11 protein-coding genes, 1 tRNA gene and 1 pseudogene are annotated in these 16,380 nt (G+C 72.9%); 2 read left to right on the forward strand and 11 right to left on the reverse strand.

Annotation, left to right across the window (positions count from 1 at the left end):
• Nucleotides 1-8: 8 nt before the first annotated feature.
• Both BIV23_RS28505 and BIV23_RS28510 read right to left on the reverse strand, forming a co-directional pair.
• On the reverse strand, nucleotides 9-1,817 hold the full coding sequence (locus BIV23_RS28505) for a DEAD/DEAH box helicase (protein ID WP_071383842.1): 1,809 nt from the start codon (nucleotides 1,815-1,817) through the stop codon (nucleotides 9-11).
• Between the two features lie 186 nt (nucleotides 1,818-2,003).
• A complete protein-coding gene (locus BIV23_RS28510) occupies nucleotides 2,004-3,443 on the reverse strand; it encodes an MFS transporter (RefSeq protein WP_071383843.1) in 1,440 nt (479 codons plus the stop codon).
• 291 nt (nucleotides 3,444-3,734) lie between these two features.
• Between BIV23_RS28510 and BIV23_RS28515 the strand changes: the two genes are divergently transcribed.
• Nucleotides 3,735-3,806 (forward strand) — tRNA-Cys (locus BIV23_RS28515).
• A gap of 19 nt (nucleotides 3,807-3,825) precedes the next feature.
• Here BIV23_RS28515 and BIV23_RS28520 read toward each other — a convergent pair.
• The 8 genes and pseudogenes from BIV23_RS28520 to BIV23_RS28555 all read right to left on the reverse strand — a co-directional run bounded on the left by BIV23_RS28520 (nucleotide 3,826) and on the right by BIV23_RS28555 (nucleotide 14,250).
• Nucleotides 3,826-4,986: an SUKH-4 family immunity protein gene (locus tag BIV23_RS28520; protein WP_071383844.1), complete on the reverse strand. Its 1,161-nt coding sequence runs from the start codon at nucleotides 4,984-4,986 to the stop codon at nucleotides 3,826-3,828.
• Nucleotides 4,987-5,299: 313 nt separating this feature from the next.
• Nucleotides 5,300-7,606, reverse strand: a complete 2,307-nt coding sequence (locus BIV23_RS28525) for a xanthine dehydrogenase family protein molybdopterin-binding subunit (protein ID WP_071383845.1) — start codon at nucleotides 7,604-7,606, stop codon at nucleotides 5,300-5,302.
• Nucleotides 7,603-9,708: a 2Fe-2S iron-sulfur cluster-binding protein gene (locus BIV23_RS28530; RefSeq protein WP_071383846.1), complete on the reverse strand. Its 2,106-nt coding sequence runs from the start codon at nucleotides 9,706-9,708 to the stop codon at nucleotides 7,603-7,605. Before BIV23_RS28530 ends, BIV23_RS28525 begins: the two co-directional genes overlap by 4 nt.
• Nucleotides 9,705-10,598 (reverse strand): FAD binding domain-containing protein, encoded by an 894-nt coding sequence (locus tag BIV23_RS28535; RefSeq protein WP_071383847.1) that lies wholly within the window; start codon nucleotides 10,596-10,598, stop codon nucleotides 9,705-9,707. The genes BIV23_RS28530 and BIV23_RS28535 overlap by 4 nt, the downstream gene beginning before the upstream one ends.
• A 250-nt stretch (nucleotides 10,599-10,848) precedes the next feature.
• Nucleotides 10,849-12,483 carry a beta-N-acetylhexosaminidase gene (locus BIV23_RS28540; RefSeq protein WP_071383906.1) on the reverse strand — a complete coding sequence of 545 codons (1,635 nt, stop codon included), beginning with the start codon at nucleotides 12,481-12,483 and terminating at the stop codon, nucleotides 10,849-10,851.
• A gap of 10 nt (nucleotides 12,484-12,493) precedes the next feature.
• Nucleotides 12,494-13,127, reverse strand: a pseudogene (locus BIV23_RS28545) (carbohydrate ABC transporter permease); the annotation flags it as partial.
• 236 nt (nucleotides 13,128-13,363) lie between these two features.
• Complete coding sequence (locus tag BIV23_RS28550; RefSeq protein WP_071383907.1) at nucleotides 13,364-13,648, reverse strand: DUF3039 domain-containing protein; 285 nt, start codon at nucleotides 13,646-13,648, stop codon at nucleotides 13,364-13,366.
• A 29-nt stretch (nucleotides 13,649-13,677) separates the two neighbouring features.
• A complete protein-coding gene (locus BIV23_RS28555; protein WP_071372285.1) occupies nucleotides 13,678-14,250 on the reverse strand; it encodes a YqgE/AlgH family protein in 573 nt (190 codons plus the stop codon).
• Between the two features lie 278 nt (nucleotides 14,251-14,528).
• On the opposite strand from BIV23_RS28555, the gene murA reads away from it, so the two are divergent.
• Nucleotides 14,529-15,875: a UDP-N-acetylglucosamine 1-carboxyvinyltransferase gene (gene murA / locus BIV23_RS28560; protein WP_071383848.1), complete on the forward strand. Its 1,347-nt coding sequence runs from the start codon at nucleotides 14,529-14,531 to the stop codon at nucleotides 15,873-15,875.
• Nucleotides 15,876-16,078: 203 nt separating this feature from the next.
• On the opposite strand, the gene BIV23_RS28565 is transcribed toward murA, so the two are convergent.
• Nucleotides 16,079-16,360 (reverse strand): HU family DNA-binding protein, encoded by a 282-nt coding sequence (locus BIV23_RS28565; RefSeq protein WP_071383849.1) that lies wholly within the window; start codon nucleotides 16,358-16,360, stop codon nucleotides 16,079-16,081.
• Between the last annotated feature and the right edge of the window lie 20 nt (nucleotides 16,361-16,380).

Consider the following 16,380-nt stretch of genomic DNA (forward strand, 5'->3'; position numbering starts at 1 on the left):
TCGGGGTGTCACCGCATGCGCGTGGCCCACTCCTGCACCTTGTCGATCCGCTGCTTCAGCTGTCCCGCCGTCGCCTCCGCGCTCGGCGGCCCCCCGCACACCCGCCGCAGCTCGGTGTGGATCACCCCGTGCGGCTTGCCGCTCTGGTGGACATAGGCGCTGACCAGCGTGTTGAGCCGCTTGCGCAGCTCCATCATCTCCTTGTGGGAGACCACGGGCCGCCGCTCGGCGGGCAGTTCGAGCAGGTCGGCCTCGGTGTCCGGCTTCTTCTTGCTGTGCGCGATCTGCCGGGCCTGCCGCTTCTGGAGCAGCAGCTGCACCTGGTCGGGTTCGAGCAGCCCCGGGATGCCGAGGTAGTCCTGCTCCTCCTCGCTCCCCGGGTGCGCCTGCATGCCGAACTCGGCACCGTCGTACAGGACCCGGTCGAAGACGGCCTCGGACTCCAGCGCCTCGAAGGAGAACTGCTCCTGCTCGCCGGTGTCCTCGTCCTGCTGCTTGTTCGCCTCCTCCATCTCCTTCTCGGATTCGGCGTACGGGTCCTCCTCGCCCTCCTTCTTCGGCTTGTCGAGGGCGTGGTCCCGCTCCTTCTCCATCTCATTGGCGAAGGTCAGCAGGTCGGGCACGGTCGGCAGGAACACGGACGCGGTCTCGCCGCGCCGCCGGGACCGTACGAAACGGCCGACGGCCTGCGCGAAGAAGAGTGGCGTCGAGATGGTCGTCGCGTACACGCCGACCGCGAGCCGGGGCACGTCGACGCCCTCGGACACCATGCGCACCGCGACCATCCAGCGATCCGTGCTCGCGCTGAAGTCGTCGATGCGCTGGGAGGCCCCGGCGTCGTCGGACAGCACGAGCGTGGCCTTCGTCCCGGTGATCTCACGGATCAGCTTGGCGTAGGCGCGGGCGGAGTCCTGGTCGGAGGCGATGACGAGCGCGCCGGCGTCCGGGATGGCCTTCCTGACCTCGGTCAGCCGCTGGTCGGCGGCGCGCAGCACGCTGGGCATCCACTCGCCGCGCGGGTCGAGCGCGGTCCGCCAGGCCTGGCTGACCGCGTCCTTGGTCATCGGCTCGCCGAGCCGGGCGGCGATCTCGTCACCGGCCTTCGTACGCCAGCGCATCTGGCCGCTGTAGGAGAGGAAGATGACCGGCCGGACGACGTGGTCGGCGAGGGCGTTGCCGTAGCCGTACGTGTAGTCGGCGGCGGAGCGCCGGATGCCGGCGTTGTCCTCCTCGTACGTGACGAAGGGGATGGGGTTGGTGTCGGAGCGGAAGGGCGTACCCGTCAGCGCGAGCCGGCGGGTGGCGGGCTCGAAGGCCTCCAGGCACGCCTCGCCCCAGGACTTGGAGTCACCGGCGTGGTGGATCTCGTCGAGGATGACGAGGGTCTTGCGCTGCTCGACGCGGTTGCGGTGCAGCATGGGCCGCACGCCGACACCGGCGTACGTGACGGCGACCCCGTCGTACTCCCGGCCGAGCGGCCCGGCGCTGTACTCGGGGTCGAGCTTGATGCCGATACGGGCCGCGGCCTCGGCCCACTGCTTCTTCAGGTGCTCGGTCGGGGCGACCACGGTCACCTGCTGCACGACATGGTGGTGCAGCAGCCAGGAGGCGAGCGTCAGCGCGAAGGTCGTCTTGCCGGCGCCGGGCGTGGCGACGGCGAGGAAGTCGCGCGGCTGCTCCTGTACGTACTTCTCCATCGCCCCCTGCTGCCAGGCACGCAGCTTGCTGGCGGTACCCCAGGGGGCCCGGCCGGGGAAGGCGGGCGAGAGGTGGTGGGACGACGAGGCGGGGGAAGCGGAAGCGGCGGTAGTAGTCACGGTCTCCGTTTTGTAGGGCTCGTTCTGGGGCTCGGCGCTCGGCTACGTATGACAACCGGGCCACCCTACCGGCGCCGCACCACCGTCAACGCCCGGACGAGGCCGGGGCACCCGCGGGTGGGATCCACATCACAACGGCGGTGATCACCGGCGTACTCGGCGGCGATCACCCCGGCGTGATCGCTGTCAGGCGCGCAGTCGCCGGGTCACCCACGCCCCCACCAGCGCGACCCCCGCCATCGGCAGGAAGACGGCCGCGAAGGCGAGGGGACGGGGGCCGTCGGCGGTGGTGGCCGCGGCGCTGCCGCCGCCCAGGGCCGCGAAGGCGGCGCCGGTGGCGGCGAGGAGGACGACGTTGGCCAGGGCGTCCGAGATCTGGAGTGCGGCGGAGTTCGCGCCGGCCTCCTGCGGGGCGGACAGCCGGAGCAGGAGCACGCTGGTGGAGGAGATCACCAGGCCCATGCCGAGGCAGCCGAAGGTCCAGGCGACGGCGACGGTCCAGACGGGCACGGCGTGCACGAGCACGCCGGGCGCGGTGGCGACGGCGGCGGCGACGAGCGCCATCCCGGCGGTCATCAGCCGCTCCCGGTACGGCGCCATGCGCGGCCGGGACTGCAGATACGAGCCCAGCGCCCAGGTCACCCCGCCCGGCGCCAGCGAGAACCCGGCGAGCGTCGGTGACAGACCGCGCTGGGTGACGAGCATCAGCGGCACGAAGGACTCGGCGACGATGAAGGAACCGGCGGACAGGCCGCGCAGCAGCACGACGGAGGGCAGGCCGCGGGCGGCCCGGTAGGTGCCGCGCGGGAGGAGGCCGAGGACGGCGGGCACGAGCAGGGCGGCGCCGGCCAGTGCGGGGAGTACGGCGAGGGGCCGCAGGTCCTGGGCGGCGTACTGGAGGAGGCCGGCGCCGAGCGAGATGCCGAGGGCCAGCCGGATCCGCCGCCGGTCGAACGACCCGGCGGCCTGGTCCTTCTGCACCGGGCCGGACGCCCGGCGCCGTATCTGCGGCAGAGCGAGGGCGAGCGGGAGCAGGACGAGGACCGGGATGCCGAGGAAGACCCAGCGCCAGCCGAGGTGCTCGGTGACAGCGCCGGAGGCGAGGGGGCCGACGATGGAGGGGACGACCCAGCCCGCCGCGAAGGCCGCCATGATCGCGGGCCGCAGCCGCTCGGGGTAGGCACGGCCGACGACGACGTACAGCGCCACGATCACCAGTCCGCCGCCGAGCCCCTGCACGGCCCGCCCCAGGACGAACACCCACATGCTCTGGGCGGTGCCGGCGATGACGAGCCCGGCGGCGAAGCCCGCGATACCGGCGCTCAACGGCCCGAGCGGACCGCGCCGGTCGGACCACTGGCCCGACAGCACCATGCCGAACAGGCTGGTCGTGAAGTATCCGGAGAACGCGAACGCGTACAGCGCCACCCCGTCCAGCTCCCGCGCGGCGACCGGCATCGCGGTCCCGACGGCGGTCGCCTCGAACGCGATCAGCAGCACGACGGAGACGATCCCGACGCTGAGCGCCCGGTACGACCGGCTCAGCACGCCGTCCGTTCCTCTGTCTGCGTCGGTCTCGGCGGCTTCGGTCAGGCCATCGGCGTCACGGGGCTCCAGGGCGGTCATGCCCGTCAGCGTAAGGCCCGCAAGCCGCTTTCACCCCTGTCGGGAGACCGGTCCGACCTGCGACCTTGGTCGTACGCCCCCCGTTTCATGAACGCGGTATGGCAGTCGCGTTGCAGCCCGCCCGCCTCCCTTGAGCCCGCCCACCACCCCCCGTAAGTTCATTACCACGAACACGGCCGTGTGCCCGAGTGGTTGAGGGGCTCGCCCGCGCTGCATCCCTCAGCGAGCTCCGCTCGCGGGGAGTCACGTGGGTCCGATCCCCACCACGGCCGAGAACGAACAACCGAACACGGCCGTGTGCCCGAGTGGTTGAGGGGCTCGCCTGCAAAGCGAGTTACGTGGGTTCGATTCCCGCCACGGCCTCTGGTGCGGGCGGGGTGCTTCAGAGCACTCCGCCCGCTTCGTCCTGGAAGGCTTCCGTCCAGTAGTGCCAGTCCGTGTCCGGGGTGGCGCCCGTGGGGTCCACGGACGTCAGGGTGTGGAGCATGGCCGCGGCCAGGTCCTCGTAGGTCAGAGTGGTCAGCTCGTGGTGCAGGTGGCGGTGGATGGCGCGCTCGTGGTGCAGCAGCCAGAGGGTGAAGGCGAGGGTGGAGACGTCCGTGTTCAGCGGCTGGAGGGTGGCGTCCAGCTCGCTGAAGGTCAGGACCGCGCCCGTTCTGCCGTCGACCAGCAGGCCGGTGTCCTCCAGCAGATGGCCGAGGCGGATCAAGTGGTCGGCGTGGGCCGGGAGTTCGTCCAGGGGGAAGTCGCCCGGGCGCTCCTGCGTGTAGTACTCGCGCAGGGTCGGGAGGGGGACGTCCGTGTCCGTGGAGAAGAGCACCGCCTGTTCCGGCAGGCCGGTCTCGCACAGGAAGCGGCGGGTCGGCTCGTGGGTGAGCGTCGGGGGGAAGTCGACCTCCTCGAAGCGGGTCACCCGGCCCGGTCCGAACTCCTGGTCCAGGACGCGTGCGGGGACGTCCAGGGTGAGGCCGCGGGCCGTGCCGGCGCCGGCGACGAGGGAGAGCGGGCGGATCAGGGCCGCCGCCTTCCAGTACGGCGGGATCGCGCCGTTCGCGCCCTCCTCGAAGAGGGACAGCAGGCGGCGCGTGGCCTCGGCGGCCGTCTCGGGGCCGTACCGGCCCGCCAGGGAGGCGAAACGGCCGCGCAGGCCCGCCAGTTCCTCGGTGACCGCGGCGAAGCGCAGCAGCGTGGCGAGGGAGGGCGCGAAGGGGCGGGGGTCCGAGGGGTCGCAGAGGTAGGCCGTCGTGAGCTCGCCCGTGGCGCCGTCGAGCAGGATCGACTCGCGCTCCATGCCGGCCGGGTTCAGCAGTTCGCCGATGACCAGCCGGCCGCGCAGCTCCTCCGCCAGCCGGAAGGGGGCGTCGGCGGCGTCGGCGAGCGTGCGCAGGCCGTGGGTGCGCAGCGGGGAGAAGGTCAGCAGGTCGGTGGCCACGGGCAGGCCGGCGCCACCGAGCAGGCCGCGCGTCGGCGCGTGCGTGACGTAGCGGTCCAGCTCCGCCTCCGTCAGCGTGATCGCCGTGATCCCGGTGTCGGTCGTGCTCATCGCTCCCCCGCGATCGTCCGTCCCCGTCAGTGATCCGACGTACGTCCGTGACTGCCCGGCGTACGTCCCGGAGCGCTGCCGCCCCACTGCTCCCGCAGACTACGCCGCCCCACTGACAACGCCCCTCGCCGGGAAGGACGTCAGCCGACCCGCAGACGTTGCGCGTCGGCGCGGCTCCTCGTGCAGCCGCCGACAGGCGTTGCGGCAGCGGCGGTTGAGGCAGGCCCGGGCCGACGGCCGGCCCTCGATCACCCGGGACCGCCGGTCCCGGTACCGGCGGTCACCCGGTACCGGCGGTCACGTGGGCCGCTGTTCAGCGGTCCGTCGCCACCGCCGCCTGCGGGCGGATCGGGAGGCGGTTGACCGGCCGGCCGGTGGCCGCGCGGACGGCGGAGGCGATCGCCGCCGGCGCCGTCACGACCGGCACCGCGCTGACCGACTTGGCGCCGAAGGGCGCGACCACGTCCCGCTCCTCGACCAGCTTCACGATCTGGACGTCCGGCACGTCCAGGGCGGTCGGCAGGGCGTACCCGGTCAGGTCCGGGTGCCGGACGAGGCCACGCGGCGTGCGGAGGTTCTCCGTGAGCGCGATGCCCACGCCCTGGGTGACGCCCGCCTCGATCCGGGCCGCCAGTTGCGCCGGGTTCAGGATACGGCCGACGTCCTGGGCGAGCGCCAGCTCCACCACCCGCACCGAGCCCAGCTCGATGTCGACGTCCACCACCGCGCGGATCGCGCAGAAGGCCAGCCCGACGAAGGCGTCGCCCTGGCCCGCGGCGTTCAGCGGCTCGGTGGGATGCGGGCGGCACTGCGCCGTGGCCCACAGCTCCTTGCCCTCCATCGCCTCCGTGACGGTGGTCGACAGGACGCCGTCGTACGACGTGATCTTGCCGTCGGTGATCTGGAGCAGTTCGGTGGACATGCCGAACTTGTGGGCGAGCGGCTGGAGGAGCTGGGTGCGGACCATCTTCGCGGCCCGTTCCACCGCACCGCCCGAAACCCACGTGTGACGGCCCCGGCAGCCCGCGCCGGCCGGCGGCTGGTCGGTGTCGACCGGGGCCACGTGGACCTCCTCGATGCCGAGGGTCTCCTGGACGATCTGGCGGGCGAGGGTCGTGAATCCCTGGCCGGTCTCCACCGCCGCGCACAGCACGGTCGCCACGCCGTCGTGGACCTTCACCGTCGCCGTGGACACCTCGTCGGCGCCCTCCGCGCCGAGCATGTGCACCATGCCCAGGCCGTAGCCGACGCCCCGGCGCACCGCGCCGGGCTCGCCCGCGCCCTCGGGGCCGCCGGGCAGCAGCCAGTCCTCCTCGGGCTCGTCCTTGGGCAGCGCCGGCAGCGGGAAGTCCCGTACCGCCTGGAGGAGTTCGGCGACCGGCGCCGGGCAGGTCACCGTCTGGCCGATCGGCAGGACGTCCCCCGTCGCGAGGACGTTGCGCAGGCGCAGCTCGGCCGGGTCCGCGCCCAGCTTCTTCGCCAGCTTGTCCATCTGGGCCTCGTAGGCGGCGCACACCTGCATCGCGCCCTCGCCGCGCACATGGCCGGAGGGCGGGTTGTTGGTGCGTACGGCCCAGCCCTCGATGAAGGCGTTCGGGACGACGTACGGGCCGCACGCGAAGGACACGGCGGCGGCGAGCGCGTCGGCGGAGGTGTCGGCGTACGCGCCCGCGTCCAGCAGGATCTGCGCCTCGACCTTCACCAGCCTGCCCTCGGCGTCGGCGTGGTGGCGGTAGCGCAGCAGGGTGGGGTGGCGGTGGGTGTGGCCGAGGAAGGACTCCTCGCGCGTGGCCGTGAGTTTCACCGGGCAGCCGGTCCTGAGCGCGAGCAGGCCGAGCGGGAGCTGGAAACCCTGGTCCTCGCGGTCGGCGGTGGCGCCCGGCACCCCGGTGACGACGATCTTCACCTGATCGGGGGACAGGCCGTAGCAAGCGGCGGCGGTGTTGCGGTCGGCGTGCGGGTCGGTGGAGCCCAGGTACAGCTCCACGCCGCCGTCGGGACGGGGCACGGCGAGGCCGGCCTCGGCGCCGATCGGGGCCGGGTCCTGGCGCCCTATGCGGTACAGGCCCTCGACCACGATCTCGCCGGCGGCCTCCGGGTCGCCGTGGTGCAGCGGGATGTGCCGGATCAGGTTGCCGTCGGGGTGCAGCGGTTCGGCCTCGAAGGCCTGCTCCGGGTCGGTGACCGGATCGAGTACTTCGTACTCGACGATGACGGCGGCGGCGGCCATCCGCGCGGTGTCGGGGTGGTCGGCGGCGACGGCGGCGATGGGCTCCCCGTGGTGGCGTACGACCTCGGAGGCGAACACCGGGCGGTCGGGGGTGCCCCGGCCGTGGCGCGGCGTGCCGGGCACGTCCTCGTGCGTGATGACGGCCCGTACGCCGGGCATCTCACGCGCGTGCGTGGTGTCGATGTTCACGATGCGCGCGTGCGCGTGCGGCGAGCGCAGGACGGCCGCCCACAGCAGGCCCTCGGCCCACAGGTCGGCGGCGTACGGGAAGGTGCCCTCGGTCTTGGCGCGGGCGTCGGCGTGCGTCAGGGACGCGCCGAGGCCGTGCGACGGCTCGCCCTCGGCGTCGGGTTCCGCGGCGGTGGGCGCCGTGGCCGCTTCGTTGCTCACACCTGGCCTCCGTCCTGGCCGTAGTGCTGGTCGTGCGTGCCGTGCGGATCCTGCGGGTCGTACGGACCCTGCGGTCCCGGTGTGCCGTACGGCGGCGTGCCGTACGCGTCCGCCGTGTCGCCGTAGCCGTCGTGGCCGTGCTGTCCGTCGGCTGCGCCGCGGCCGCTCTGCGGTGTGTCGAACGCGCCGGGCGCCTCGAACGCCGACGGGTGGACGCCGCCGGCGCCGGGGCCCGCCTGGTGCGGGATGCGCGCCGCGTCCGCGTCCGTTCCGTCGCCGGCGTGGGCGTGGGCCGCCTCGCGCTCGGCGACGACGTCCTGGACGGCCCGCAGGACACCGCGGTAGCCGGAGCAGCGGCACAGGTTGCCGCACAGCGCCTGCCGGGTCTCCAGCTCGGTCGGCGCGGGGTTGCCCTCCAGCAGGTCGTGCACGGTCATCGCCATGCCGGGCACGCAGAAACCGCACTGCACGGCGCCGCACCGGGCGAGCGCGCGCTGCACGTCGGAGGGCCGTCCGTCGGCGGCGAGGCCCTCGACGGTGCGCACCTCGCTGCCGGCCGCGGTGACCGCCGGGACCAGGCAGGAGGCGACCAGCCGGCCGTCGACCTGGACGTTGCAGGCCCCGCACTCACCCTGCGAGCAGCCGTCCTTGGCGCCCGCGAGGCCGAGCCGCTCGCGCAGCACGTACAGCAGCGACTCGCCGATCCAGGCGTCGGTGACGGGACGGTCGGTGCCGTTGACGCGCAGCACGTAGGAGGCGAGGGGGTGGTCGTCGGCGGGCGGGAGCGGCGCGGCGTGCTCCTCGGCGAGGGCCGCCTCGCGCGCGGGCGCGTGGTCCTCGCCGGCGGGCTCCTCGGTGCCCGCGTCGGGCGTGTCGTCCGTCGCCGGAACGGCGGTCCCGGGCGCGTCGGCGGCCCGGCCGTCCTCGTGGGCTGCGGTCGCCCGCGCGGCGTCCGCGACGCCCACGGCCTCCTCGGCGTCCACGGGTTCCGCGGCGGGCTCGGCGGGCGCTGTCGCGGTCCGCCGGGCCTCGGTCGGCCTCCCGGGCTCCTCGTGGCCCGCGGGGCCGTCAGCGGGGCGCCCAGGGGCTTCCACGGGGGCGGGACCGTCGTGGTCGGCGTGGCCGTCCCGGCCGTTCGGGTCCGGCACCGCCGCTGACCCGGCCCGCGGTGCCACGGGCCCGGCGGGAGCCGGGAGTTCGGCGGGCGGGGCGGTGCCGGCCGCCTCGGCGGGCGCCGTGCCCTCGGTGAAGCCGGCGGGTTCCGCGGGAGCGGCGGCCTCGGCGAAGCCGGTGAACTCGCCGGTGTGAGCGGCCTCCGGGTAACCGGCGTCCGCCCGCTCGGCCCGCTCGGGCTCGGCGTGCCCGGCGTCCCGGTGTCCCGCGTGCTCCGCCGGCGCGTGGCCGGCCTGCTCGTGCCCGTAGCGCTCCCCGGCGTACGCCTGTGCCTGCTCCCCGGCGTACGCCTGCGCGGGCGGACCGCCCGCCGGGTGCGCGCCGGTGTGGTCCGGCAGCGGGTGGGCGGCCGGGGGCTGCCCGTCGTCGGGGCGGTGGTCCCAGGGACCGCCGGTGTCCTGGGTCGCCCAGGGCGCGGGCGCACCGCCGGGCAGGGTGGCCGGCGGGGTGCCGCCGCCCCACTGCTCGACCAGGGACGACGTGGTGAACTCGCCCGATTCGTCCGGAAGATCGCCGTCGGCGACGGGGATCGACCACTGCCCGGTGACGTCGTGTCCGGGGACGGCCGGGGCGGCCGGGTCCTCGAAGGTCCACTGCTGGGTGGCGGCGGGCTCGTAGGTGAACCGGTCGTCCGCGCCGGGAGTCTGCGGCACGGCGTTCGGGTCGGGCCACTCGGCACCGCCCGCGGGCGCGGTCCAGGCGCCGGGCGCGGCCGGGTCGCCGGTGCCGGGGGCAACCGCTATCTGCGGCGGCACGTAGCCGTGCCCCGGCGCGGCCAGCGGCGTGTCGCCGGACAGCAGGGCGTCGATGCCGCCCTCGGGGAGCTTGACGAAGGCGGTGGCGCCGTCGTCGTAGTCGCCCTGGGGCAGCGGGTCCCAGCGGCCCCCGCCCTGGGGCGCGCCCTCTCCGTGCCGGTCGTCGGCGGTCACGACAGCGCCCTCCCCAGTGCTCGTCGGGCCAGCGCGGCGACGGTGCGCCGCAGGTGCAGTACGGCGGGCGGAAGCGCGGGCACCGAACCGTCGGACTCCGGTGCCGGGTCCGGGATGCAGGCCGCGGCGACGTACTCGCCGAAGGCGGTCAGGGCCTCCGGGACCAACGCGCGGTCGTTGTCCCAGTCGATGAGCTGTGCGACCCACTGCTCGGCCTCCAGCGGCCGCAGCGGCATCGGCGCTATGGCGCCGACGGCGCACCGCACTCCGCGCCGGGCGGGGTCGAGGACGAGGGCCACGGAGGCCAGCGAGCGGCCAGGGCCGGTGCGTCCGGTCGCCTTCAGGAAGACCTGCGGGGCGTGCAGCAGCGGTACGCGCACGTAGCCGATGAGTTCGCCGCCGCGCAGCATTTCCATGCCGGCGAGCAGGTGCGACACCGGGATCTCCCGGCGGGCTCCGTCCTGGCCCGCGATGATCAGGGTCGCCTCCAGGGCGGCCAGCACCGGCAGCGCGTCCCCGGTGGGGGCGGCCGAGGCGATGTTGCCGCCCAGGGTGCCGGCGTTGCGGATGTGCGGCGGGCCCGCGGCGCGCGCGGCGGCGGCGAGCGCCGGGATCAGGGCCGCGAAGTCGGGGCGGCCCATACGCGCGTGCGTGAGGCCCGCGCCGAGCAGCGCGTGGCCGTCCTGGTACTGCCAGCCGCGGATCTCGCTGATCCGCCCGAGGCCCACCAGGGCGGCGGGCCTGAGCTGGCCGGAGTTGACGGCGGCCATCAGGTCGGTGCCGCCCGCGACGGGCACGGCGGTGGGCACGGCGCCGAGGGCCGCCACCGCCTCGTCCAGCGTCGTGGGCAGCGTGACGGCCTGCGCCGCCTGCGGTGCGTGCGTGGTCAAACCGGCTGCCCCTTCCCGCTGCCCCACCTGGTCCCACCTGTGTGGCCGTACGGTACGTGCTCACAGGGCGGACGTGGCAACTCTGGCACATCTTCGCAAGGGCCGAACGCGGGGGTCCGCTAGCAGGCACTAGGAGTTATTCGCCCACTTCAACACGGAGATTGACCGATTTGGCACAGCTTCACCGGTGCGCACCGATTGACACTCTTCGGTGACTCTTGGCGCGCTTTTCACCGCGTGTTCGGTACGGTCACCTGTTCGGCGGCGCCCCCTCGATCGGGCGGCCCAGGACCCCGGGGCGCTTCTGCCACGGCCGGGGCCCGGCAGGTGGCCGGTAAGCGACCCCGAGGGCGTCAAGTCGCGCGTAGTGGGCGGCCATCCGGCGTTCGAAGCCGGTGAAGTCCCGTTCCCCGGGGGTGGGCAGGCTGCTCCAGGCCACCTCGGCGAAGGCCGCGAGCCGCGGGAAGGTCTGGTAGTCCACGCGCGCGGTGTCCTCCATCACCTCGGTCCAGACGTTGGCCTGAGTGCCCAGCACATGCCGGGCCTCGGCCTCGGTCAACCCGTCCGGAACCGGTTCGAACCGGTAGACGTCCTCCAGGGTGCGCACGAAGCCGATCGGCACCGGTTCGTCCTCGCCCGGGGCCTGACGGTGGTCCAGATACACGTACTGCTCCGGGCACATGACGACGTCGTGGCCGGCCCGCGCGGCCGCGATCCCGCCGCCGAAGCCGCGCCAGGAGGACACCGCGGCGCCCTCGGCGAGCCCGCCCTCCAGGATCTCGTCCCAGCCGATCAGCCGCCGTCCGCGCGCGGAGAGCCACGCGTCGAAGTGCCCGATGAACCACGACTGCAACGCGTCCTCGTCGGCCAGCCCGAGATCCGCGATCCGGTTCTTCGCGGTGACCGACCCGGTCCACTGCTCCTTGCGGCATTCGTCGCCGCCGATGTGCACGAACGGCGAGAACTGCGCCGCGCCGGCCGGGAACAGCTCCAGGACCTCCTCCAGCACCCCCTCGTAGAAGCGCAGCGTGTTGTCGGTGGGGGCGAGTACGTTGGAGGAGATCCCCCAGTTGTCCATGACGGTCAGGGCGGTGGTGTCGATGACGTCGGTGTTGCCGAGTTCCGGGTACGCGGCGATGGCGGCCTGCGAGTGGCCCGGTACGTCGATTTCCGGGACGACGGCGATATGCCGCTCGGCGGCGTAGGCGACGATCTCCCGGATGTCGTCCTGGGTGTAGTAACCGCCGTGCGGCTTCTCCTCCCACAGCGGGGAGGCCCGGTGACCGAATTTCGACCGCGCCCGCCAGGAGGCGGTCTCGGTCAGCCTCGGGTAGCGCTTGATCTCGATGCGCCAGCCCTGGTCGTCGGTCAGATGGAAGTGGAAGACGTTGAGTTTGTGCGCGGCCATCAGGTCGAGGTAGCGCAGCACGCCTTCCTTGGGCATGAAGTGCCGTGCGACGTCGAGGAGAAGACCGCGCCAGCGGAATCGCGGGCTGTCCTCGACGGTGACGGCGGGCACGTCCCAGACCCGGTCACGCCGCAGCGGCGCCCGCCGGAAGGCGTCGGCGCCGAGCAGTTGACGCAGGGTCTGGGCGCCCCAGAAGACTCCGGCGGGGCCGCCGCCCTCGACGCGGAGGGGCCGCGCGTCGGTGACGAGGCGGTAGCCCTCGGGCGGCAGGCCGGGATCGATGCCCAGCACGATCCGGTTCGGGCGGGCGGAGTCCTCCGGCAGCGGCAGGCCGGTCGCCGCGCCCACGGCGGCCCGCAGCCAGCGCGCGGTGCCCTCCGTGCCGGGCAGGGTCTGCAGTGCCGTGCCGGCGTCGAGACGTACGGAACCCGACGGGTTCCCGGCGACGCTCGCGGGTGCGGGAATCACATCAACCATGTCAGTCACGTCAGTCCTTTACCGCTCCGCCCGGTCCGGAGACCAGACGTCGCTGTACGAGTACGAAGACCAGCACCGGAAATCGTCATCACCGTGGACGCGGCCATGACCCCGCCCCGGTCCGGGTCGTCCGGTGTGCGGAACCGAGACGAAGGAAAACACGCTCGTGGCCACCGGGCCGGGCAGCACGAGCGGGAAAAAGATCCGCCAAAGGGGAATCGCGCACGGCTCGCCCCGTAGAGGTAGGCGGCCACTTCCAGCGCCTCGGGAACGGCCTCTACGAACCTCCGCGGCATCCGGATCGCGAACGGCAGCGAGAAGGCGATGCGGGGCAGGATCAGGGCACCGGGCGTGTTCCGCCGGCCGAAGTCCCGTACGAGGAAGAACAGCGGGATCGTGAGGGCTTCCACGGGCGCCGTCCGGGCCATCCGGAACATGGTCAGCAAGGTGGTCCGGAAGCGGAATCGGAATCGCGTCACGGCGGTCGCGGAGAGAAACGCGATCAACGCCGAGACGATCACCACACTGCCCGCGGCAACCACGCCGTTCACGAAGTACCGGCCGAATTCCCGCTGTCCGAACACCCGCCGATGGCGGATACGGCAAGGTGTCCAAGTCAAGGGACGCGGGGAACTGCGCGACAGGCCACGACGCACCCGCACTCATAAACGCGGGCCGCCGGGGAGCGGACTGCATGGAGCGCCCCTCCGAGCTTCGTTGCAACATACGCAATAGCTGTTTCGCTCTGCACAACAGGCCTGAAGGTTAAGGACAACAGGGACATGCCGACAAGAGGTCTCCACCACTTCGTGACACGCGAAAGCCCTCGGGACGCGCCGTAACGCGCCCCGAGGGCTCCGGAAACCTCAGCCCGCGGGGGCTACTTCTTCTTGTCGCCGCCCTTGTCGTCGCCGCCGCTGCCCATGGACTCGTAGATCTCCTTGCACATGGGACACACGGGGTACTTCTTCGGGTCGCGGCCGGGCACCCACACCTTGCCGCACAGCGCCACGACGGGGGTCCCGTCGAGGGCGCTCGCCATGATCTTGTCCTTCTGGACGTAGTGGGCGAAGCGCTCGTGGTCGCCGTCGCCGTGGGACACCTGTGGTGTCGGCTCTACGAGGGTCCCCGTACCAGCCCCGGGCTCGGGCTCAAGAGTGCTCATACCGCCCAGGGTACTGAAGCTCACACCCATCAGTTGAGCGAAGGGTCGTCCGGATACGTGGCCACCATCGCCAGTTCGTTGCGCTGTCGGCGCAGCACCTCGCGCCACAGCCGCTCCGGGGCCGGCGAGGAGACGTCCCCGGGCTCGGACTCGACCACGTACCAGGCGCCCTCGACCAGCTCGTCCTCCAGCTGGCCCGGGCCCCAGCCCGCGTACCCGGCGAAGATTCGCAGGGAACCGAGGGCCGAGGCGAGCAGCTCCGGCGGGGCCTCCAGGTCGACCAGGCCGATCGCGCCGTGCACCCGGCGCCAGCCGAGCGGGGCGCGGTCGCCGGCCGCGCCGCCCGGGATGACCGCGACACCGAGCGCCGAGTCCAGCGAGACGGGCCCGCCCTGGAAGACCACTCCGGGCTCCCCGGCGAGGTCGGCCCAGCCCTCCAGGATGTCGCCCACGTCCACGGGGGTGGGACGGTTGAGGACGACACCGAGGGAGCCCTCCTCGTCGTGGTCGAGAAGGAGCACCACCGCGCGGTCGAAGTTCGGGTCCGCCAGGGCGGGGGTTGCCACGAGCAGCCGCCCTGTGAGCGAGGACACCTCGGTCATGCCAGACATGATCCCGCATCTTCGACCGGTGTGGGGAGGCGGTGAGAGGCATTCCGGGGGACGCAGGTCAGGGCGCAGGGAAGCGGGCCCGGCGCACGCGTGCCGCGGTGACCCCATGTGCCCGAAAGGGAACGGTTCGTGTTGTGACACAGCTATGACGGGTCTTGGCGGTCCTTGGGCTTACGAACGGGGGGTGATCGGCGACTACGCTGTCTCTCCCGGCCCGCGCGCAACAGTGATCGGCCGCCCCCTGCCCATCTCATCGGAACGCGAGATTCATGACCGTCAACGGCTCTGACGACGTACTGCTTGTCCACGGCGGCACCCCGCTCGAGGGCGAGATCCGTGTCCGCGGTGCGAAGAACCTCGTACCGAAGGCCATGGTCGCCGCCCTGCTGGGCAGCGGCCCGAGCCGACTGCGCAATGTTCCGGACATCCGTGACGTGCGCGTCGTGCGCGGCCTGCTCCAACTGCACGGGGTGACGGTCCGTCCGGGCGACGAGCCCGGGGAGCTGGTCCTGGACCCGACGCACGTCGAGAGCGCCAACGTGGCCGACATCGACGCCCACGCCGGTTCCAGCCGTATCCCGATCCTCTTCTGCGGCCCCCTGCTGCACCGTCTCGGCCACGCCTTCATCCCGGGCCTCGGCGGCTGCGACATCGGCGGCCGGCCCATCGACTTCCACTTCGACGTGCTGCGGCAGTTCGGCGCGACCATCGAGAAGCGGGCGGACGGGCAGTACCTGGAGGCGCCGCAGCGGCTGCGCGGCACGAAGATCCGCCTGCCCTACCCCTCCGTGGGCGCGACCGAGCAGGTGCTGCTGACGGCCGTACTGGCCGAGGGCGTCACCGAGTTGTCCAACGCGGCCGTCGAGCCGGAGATCGAGGACCTCATCTGCGTGCTGCAGAAGATGGGCGCGATCATCGCGATGGACACCGACCGCACGATCCGCATCACCGGTGTGGACAAGCTGGGCGGCTACACCCACCGCGCCCTGTCGGACCGTCTGGAGGCCGCCTCCTGGGCGTCGGCCGCGCTCGCGACCAACGGCAACATCTACGTCCGCGGCGCCCAGCAGCGCTCGATGATGACGTTCCTGAACACCTACCGGAAGGTGGGCGGCGCCTTCGAGATCGACGACGAGGGCATCCGCTTCTGGCACCCGGGCGGTCAGCTGAAGTCCATCGCGCTGGAGACGGACGTGCACCCCGGCTTCCAGACCGACTGGCAGCAGCCGCTGGTGGTGGCCCTCACCCAGGCCACGGGCCTGTCCATCATCCACGAGACGGTCTACGAGTCCCGCCTCGGCTTCACCTCGGCGCTGAACCAGATGGGCGCCCACATCCAGCTCTACCGCGAGTGCCTCGGCGGCTCCGACTGCCGCTTCGGGCAGCGCAACTTCCTGCACTCCGCGGTCGTGTCGGGCCCGACGCGGCTGCAGGGCTCCGACCTGGTCATCCCCGACCTGCGCGGCGGCTTCTCGTACCTGATCGCGGCCCTGGCGGCCGAGGGCACGTCCCGCGTCCACGGCATCGACCTCATCAACCGCGGCTACGAGAACTTCATGGAGAAGCTCGTGGAACTGGGAGCCAAGGTCGAGCTGCCCGGGAAGGCGCTGGGCTAGCCGTCACGAACGTCGAAAGGGCGGCCCCTCGGTGAGAGGGGCCGCCCTTTCGACGTCGTCGGCTGAGGCGCCCTGAAGGGGCGCGGGGCCCTGTTGGCCGTGCGGCTTTGCCGCGTGGGCGCGACCAGCCGCAGCCGACCTGCAGTCACCCCGGCGCTCCGGGCGAACGGCGCTCCAGTGGACCGGCGCTCGAAGCGGAGCGCTTACTTACCCTTGGCCGCTTCCTTGAGCTTGCTGCCCGCGGTGACCTTCACGCTGTAGCCGGCGGGGATGTCGATCGGCTCGCCGGTCTGCGGGTTGCGCGCGGTACGAGCGGCACGGTGGGTGCGCTCGAAGGTCAGGAAGCCGGGGATGGTGACCTTCTCGTCGCCCTTGGCGACGATCTCGCCGACGGTCTCGGCGAACGCGGCCAGCACGGCGTCGGCGTCCTTGCGGGTCACCTCGGCGCGATCGGCCAGCGCGGCCACCAGCTCACTGCGGTTCATGTTGTTACTCCCGTGTTTTT

The organism is Streptomyces monashensis (assembly GCF_001866665.1).
In the GTDB taxonomy this organism is placed as follows: domain Bacteria; phylum Actinomycetota; class Actinomycetes; order Streptomycetales; family Streptomycetaceae; genus Streptomyces; species Streptomyces monashensis.

Coding starts and splice junctions, on each gene's coding strand:
- BIV23_RS28540 (WP_071383906.1), bottom strand. CDS start 12,483: ATGGTTGATGTGATTCCCGCACCCGCGAGCGTCGCCGGGAACCCGTCG.
- BIV23_RS28555 (WP_071372285.1), bottom strand. CDS start 14,250: ATGACCGAGGTGTCCTCGCTCACAGGGCGGCTGCTCGTGGCAACCCCC.
- BIV23_RS28550 (WP_071383907.1), bottom strand. CDS start 13,648: ATGAGCACTCTTGAGCCCGAGCCCGGGGCTGGTACGGGGACCCTCGTA.
- murA (WP_071383848.1), top strand. CDS start 14,529: ATGACCGTCAACGGCTCTGACGACGTACTGCTTGTCCACGGCGGCACC.
- BIV23_RS28565 (WP_071383849.1), bottom strand. CDS start 16,360: ATGAACCGCAGTGAGCTGGTGGCCGCGCTGGCCGATCGCGCCGAGGTG.
- BIV23_RS28510 (WP_071383843.1), bottom strand. CDS start 3,443: ATGACCGCCCTGGAGCCCCGTGACGCCGATGGCCTGACCGAAGCCGCC.
- BIV23_RS28520 (WP_071383844.1), bottom strand. CDS start 4,986: ATGAGCACGACCGACACCGGGATCACGGCGATCACGCTGACGGAGGCG.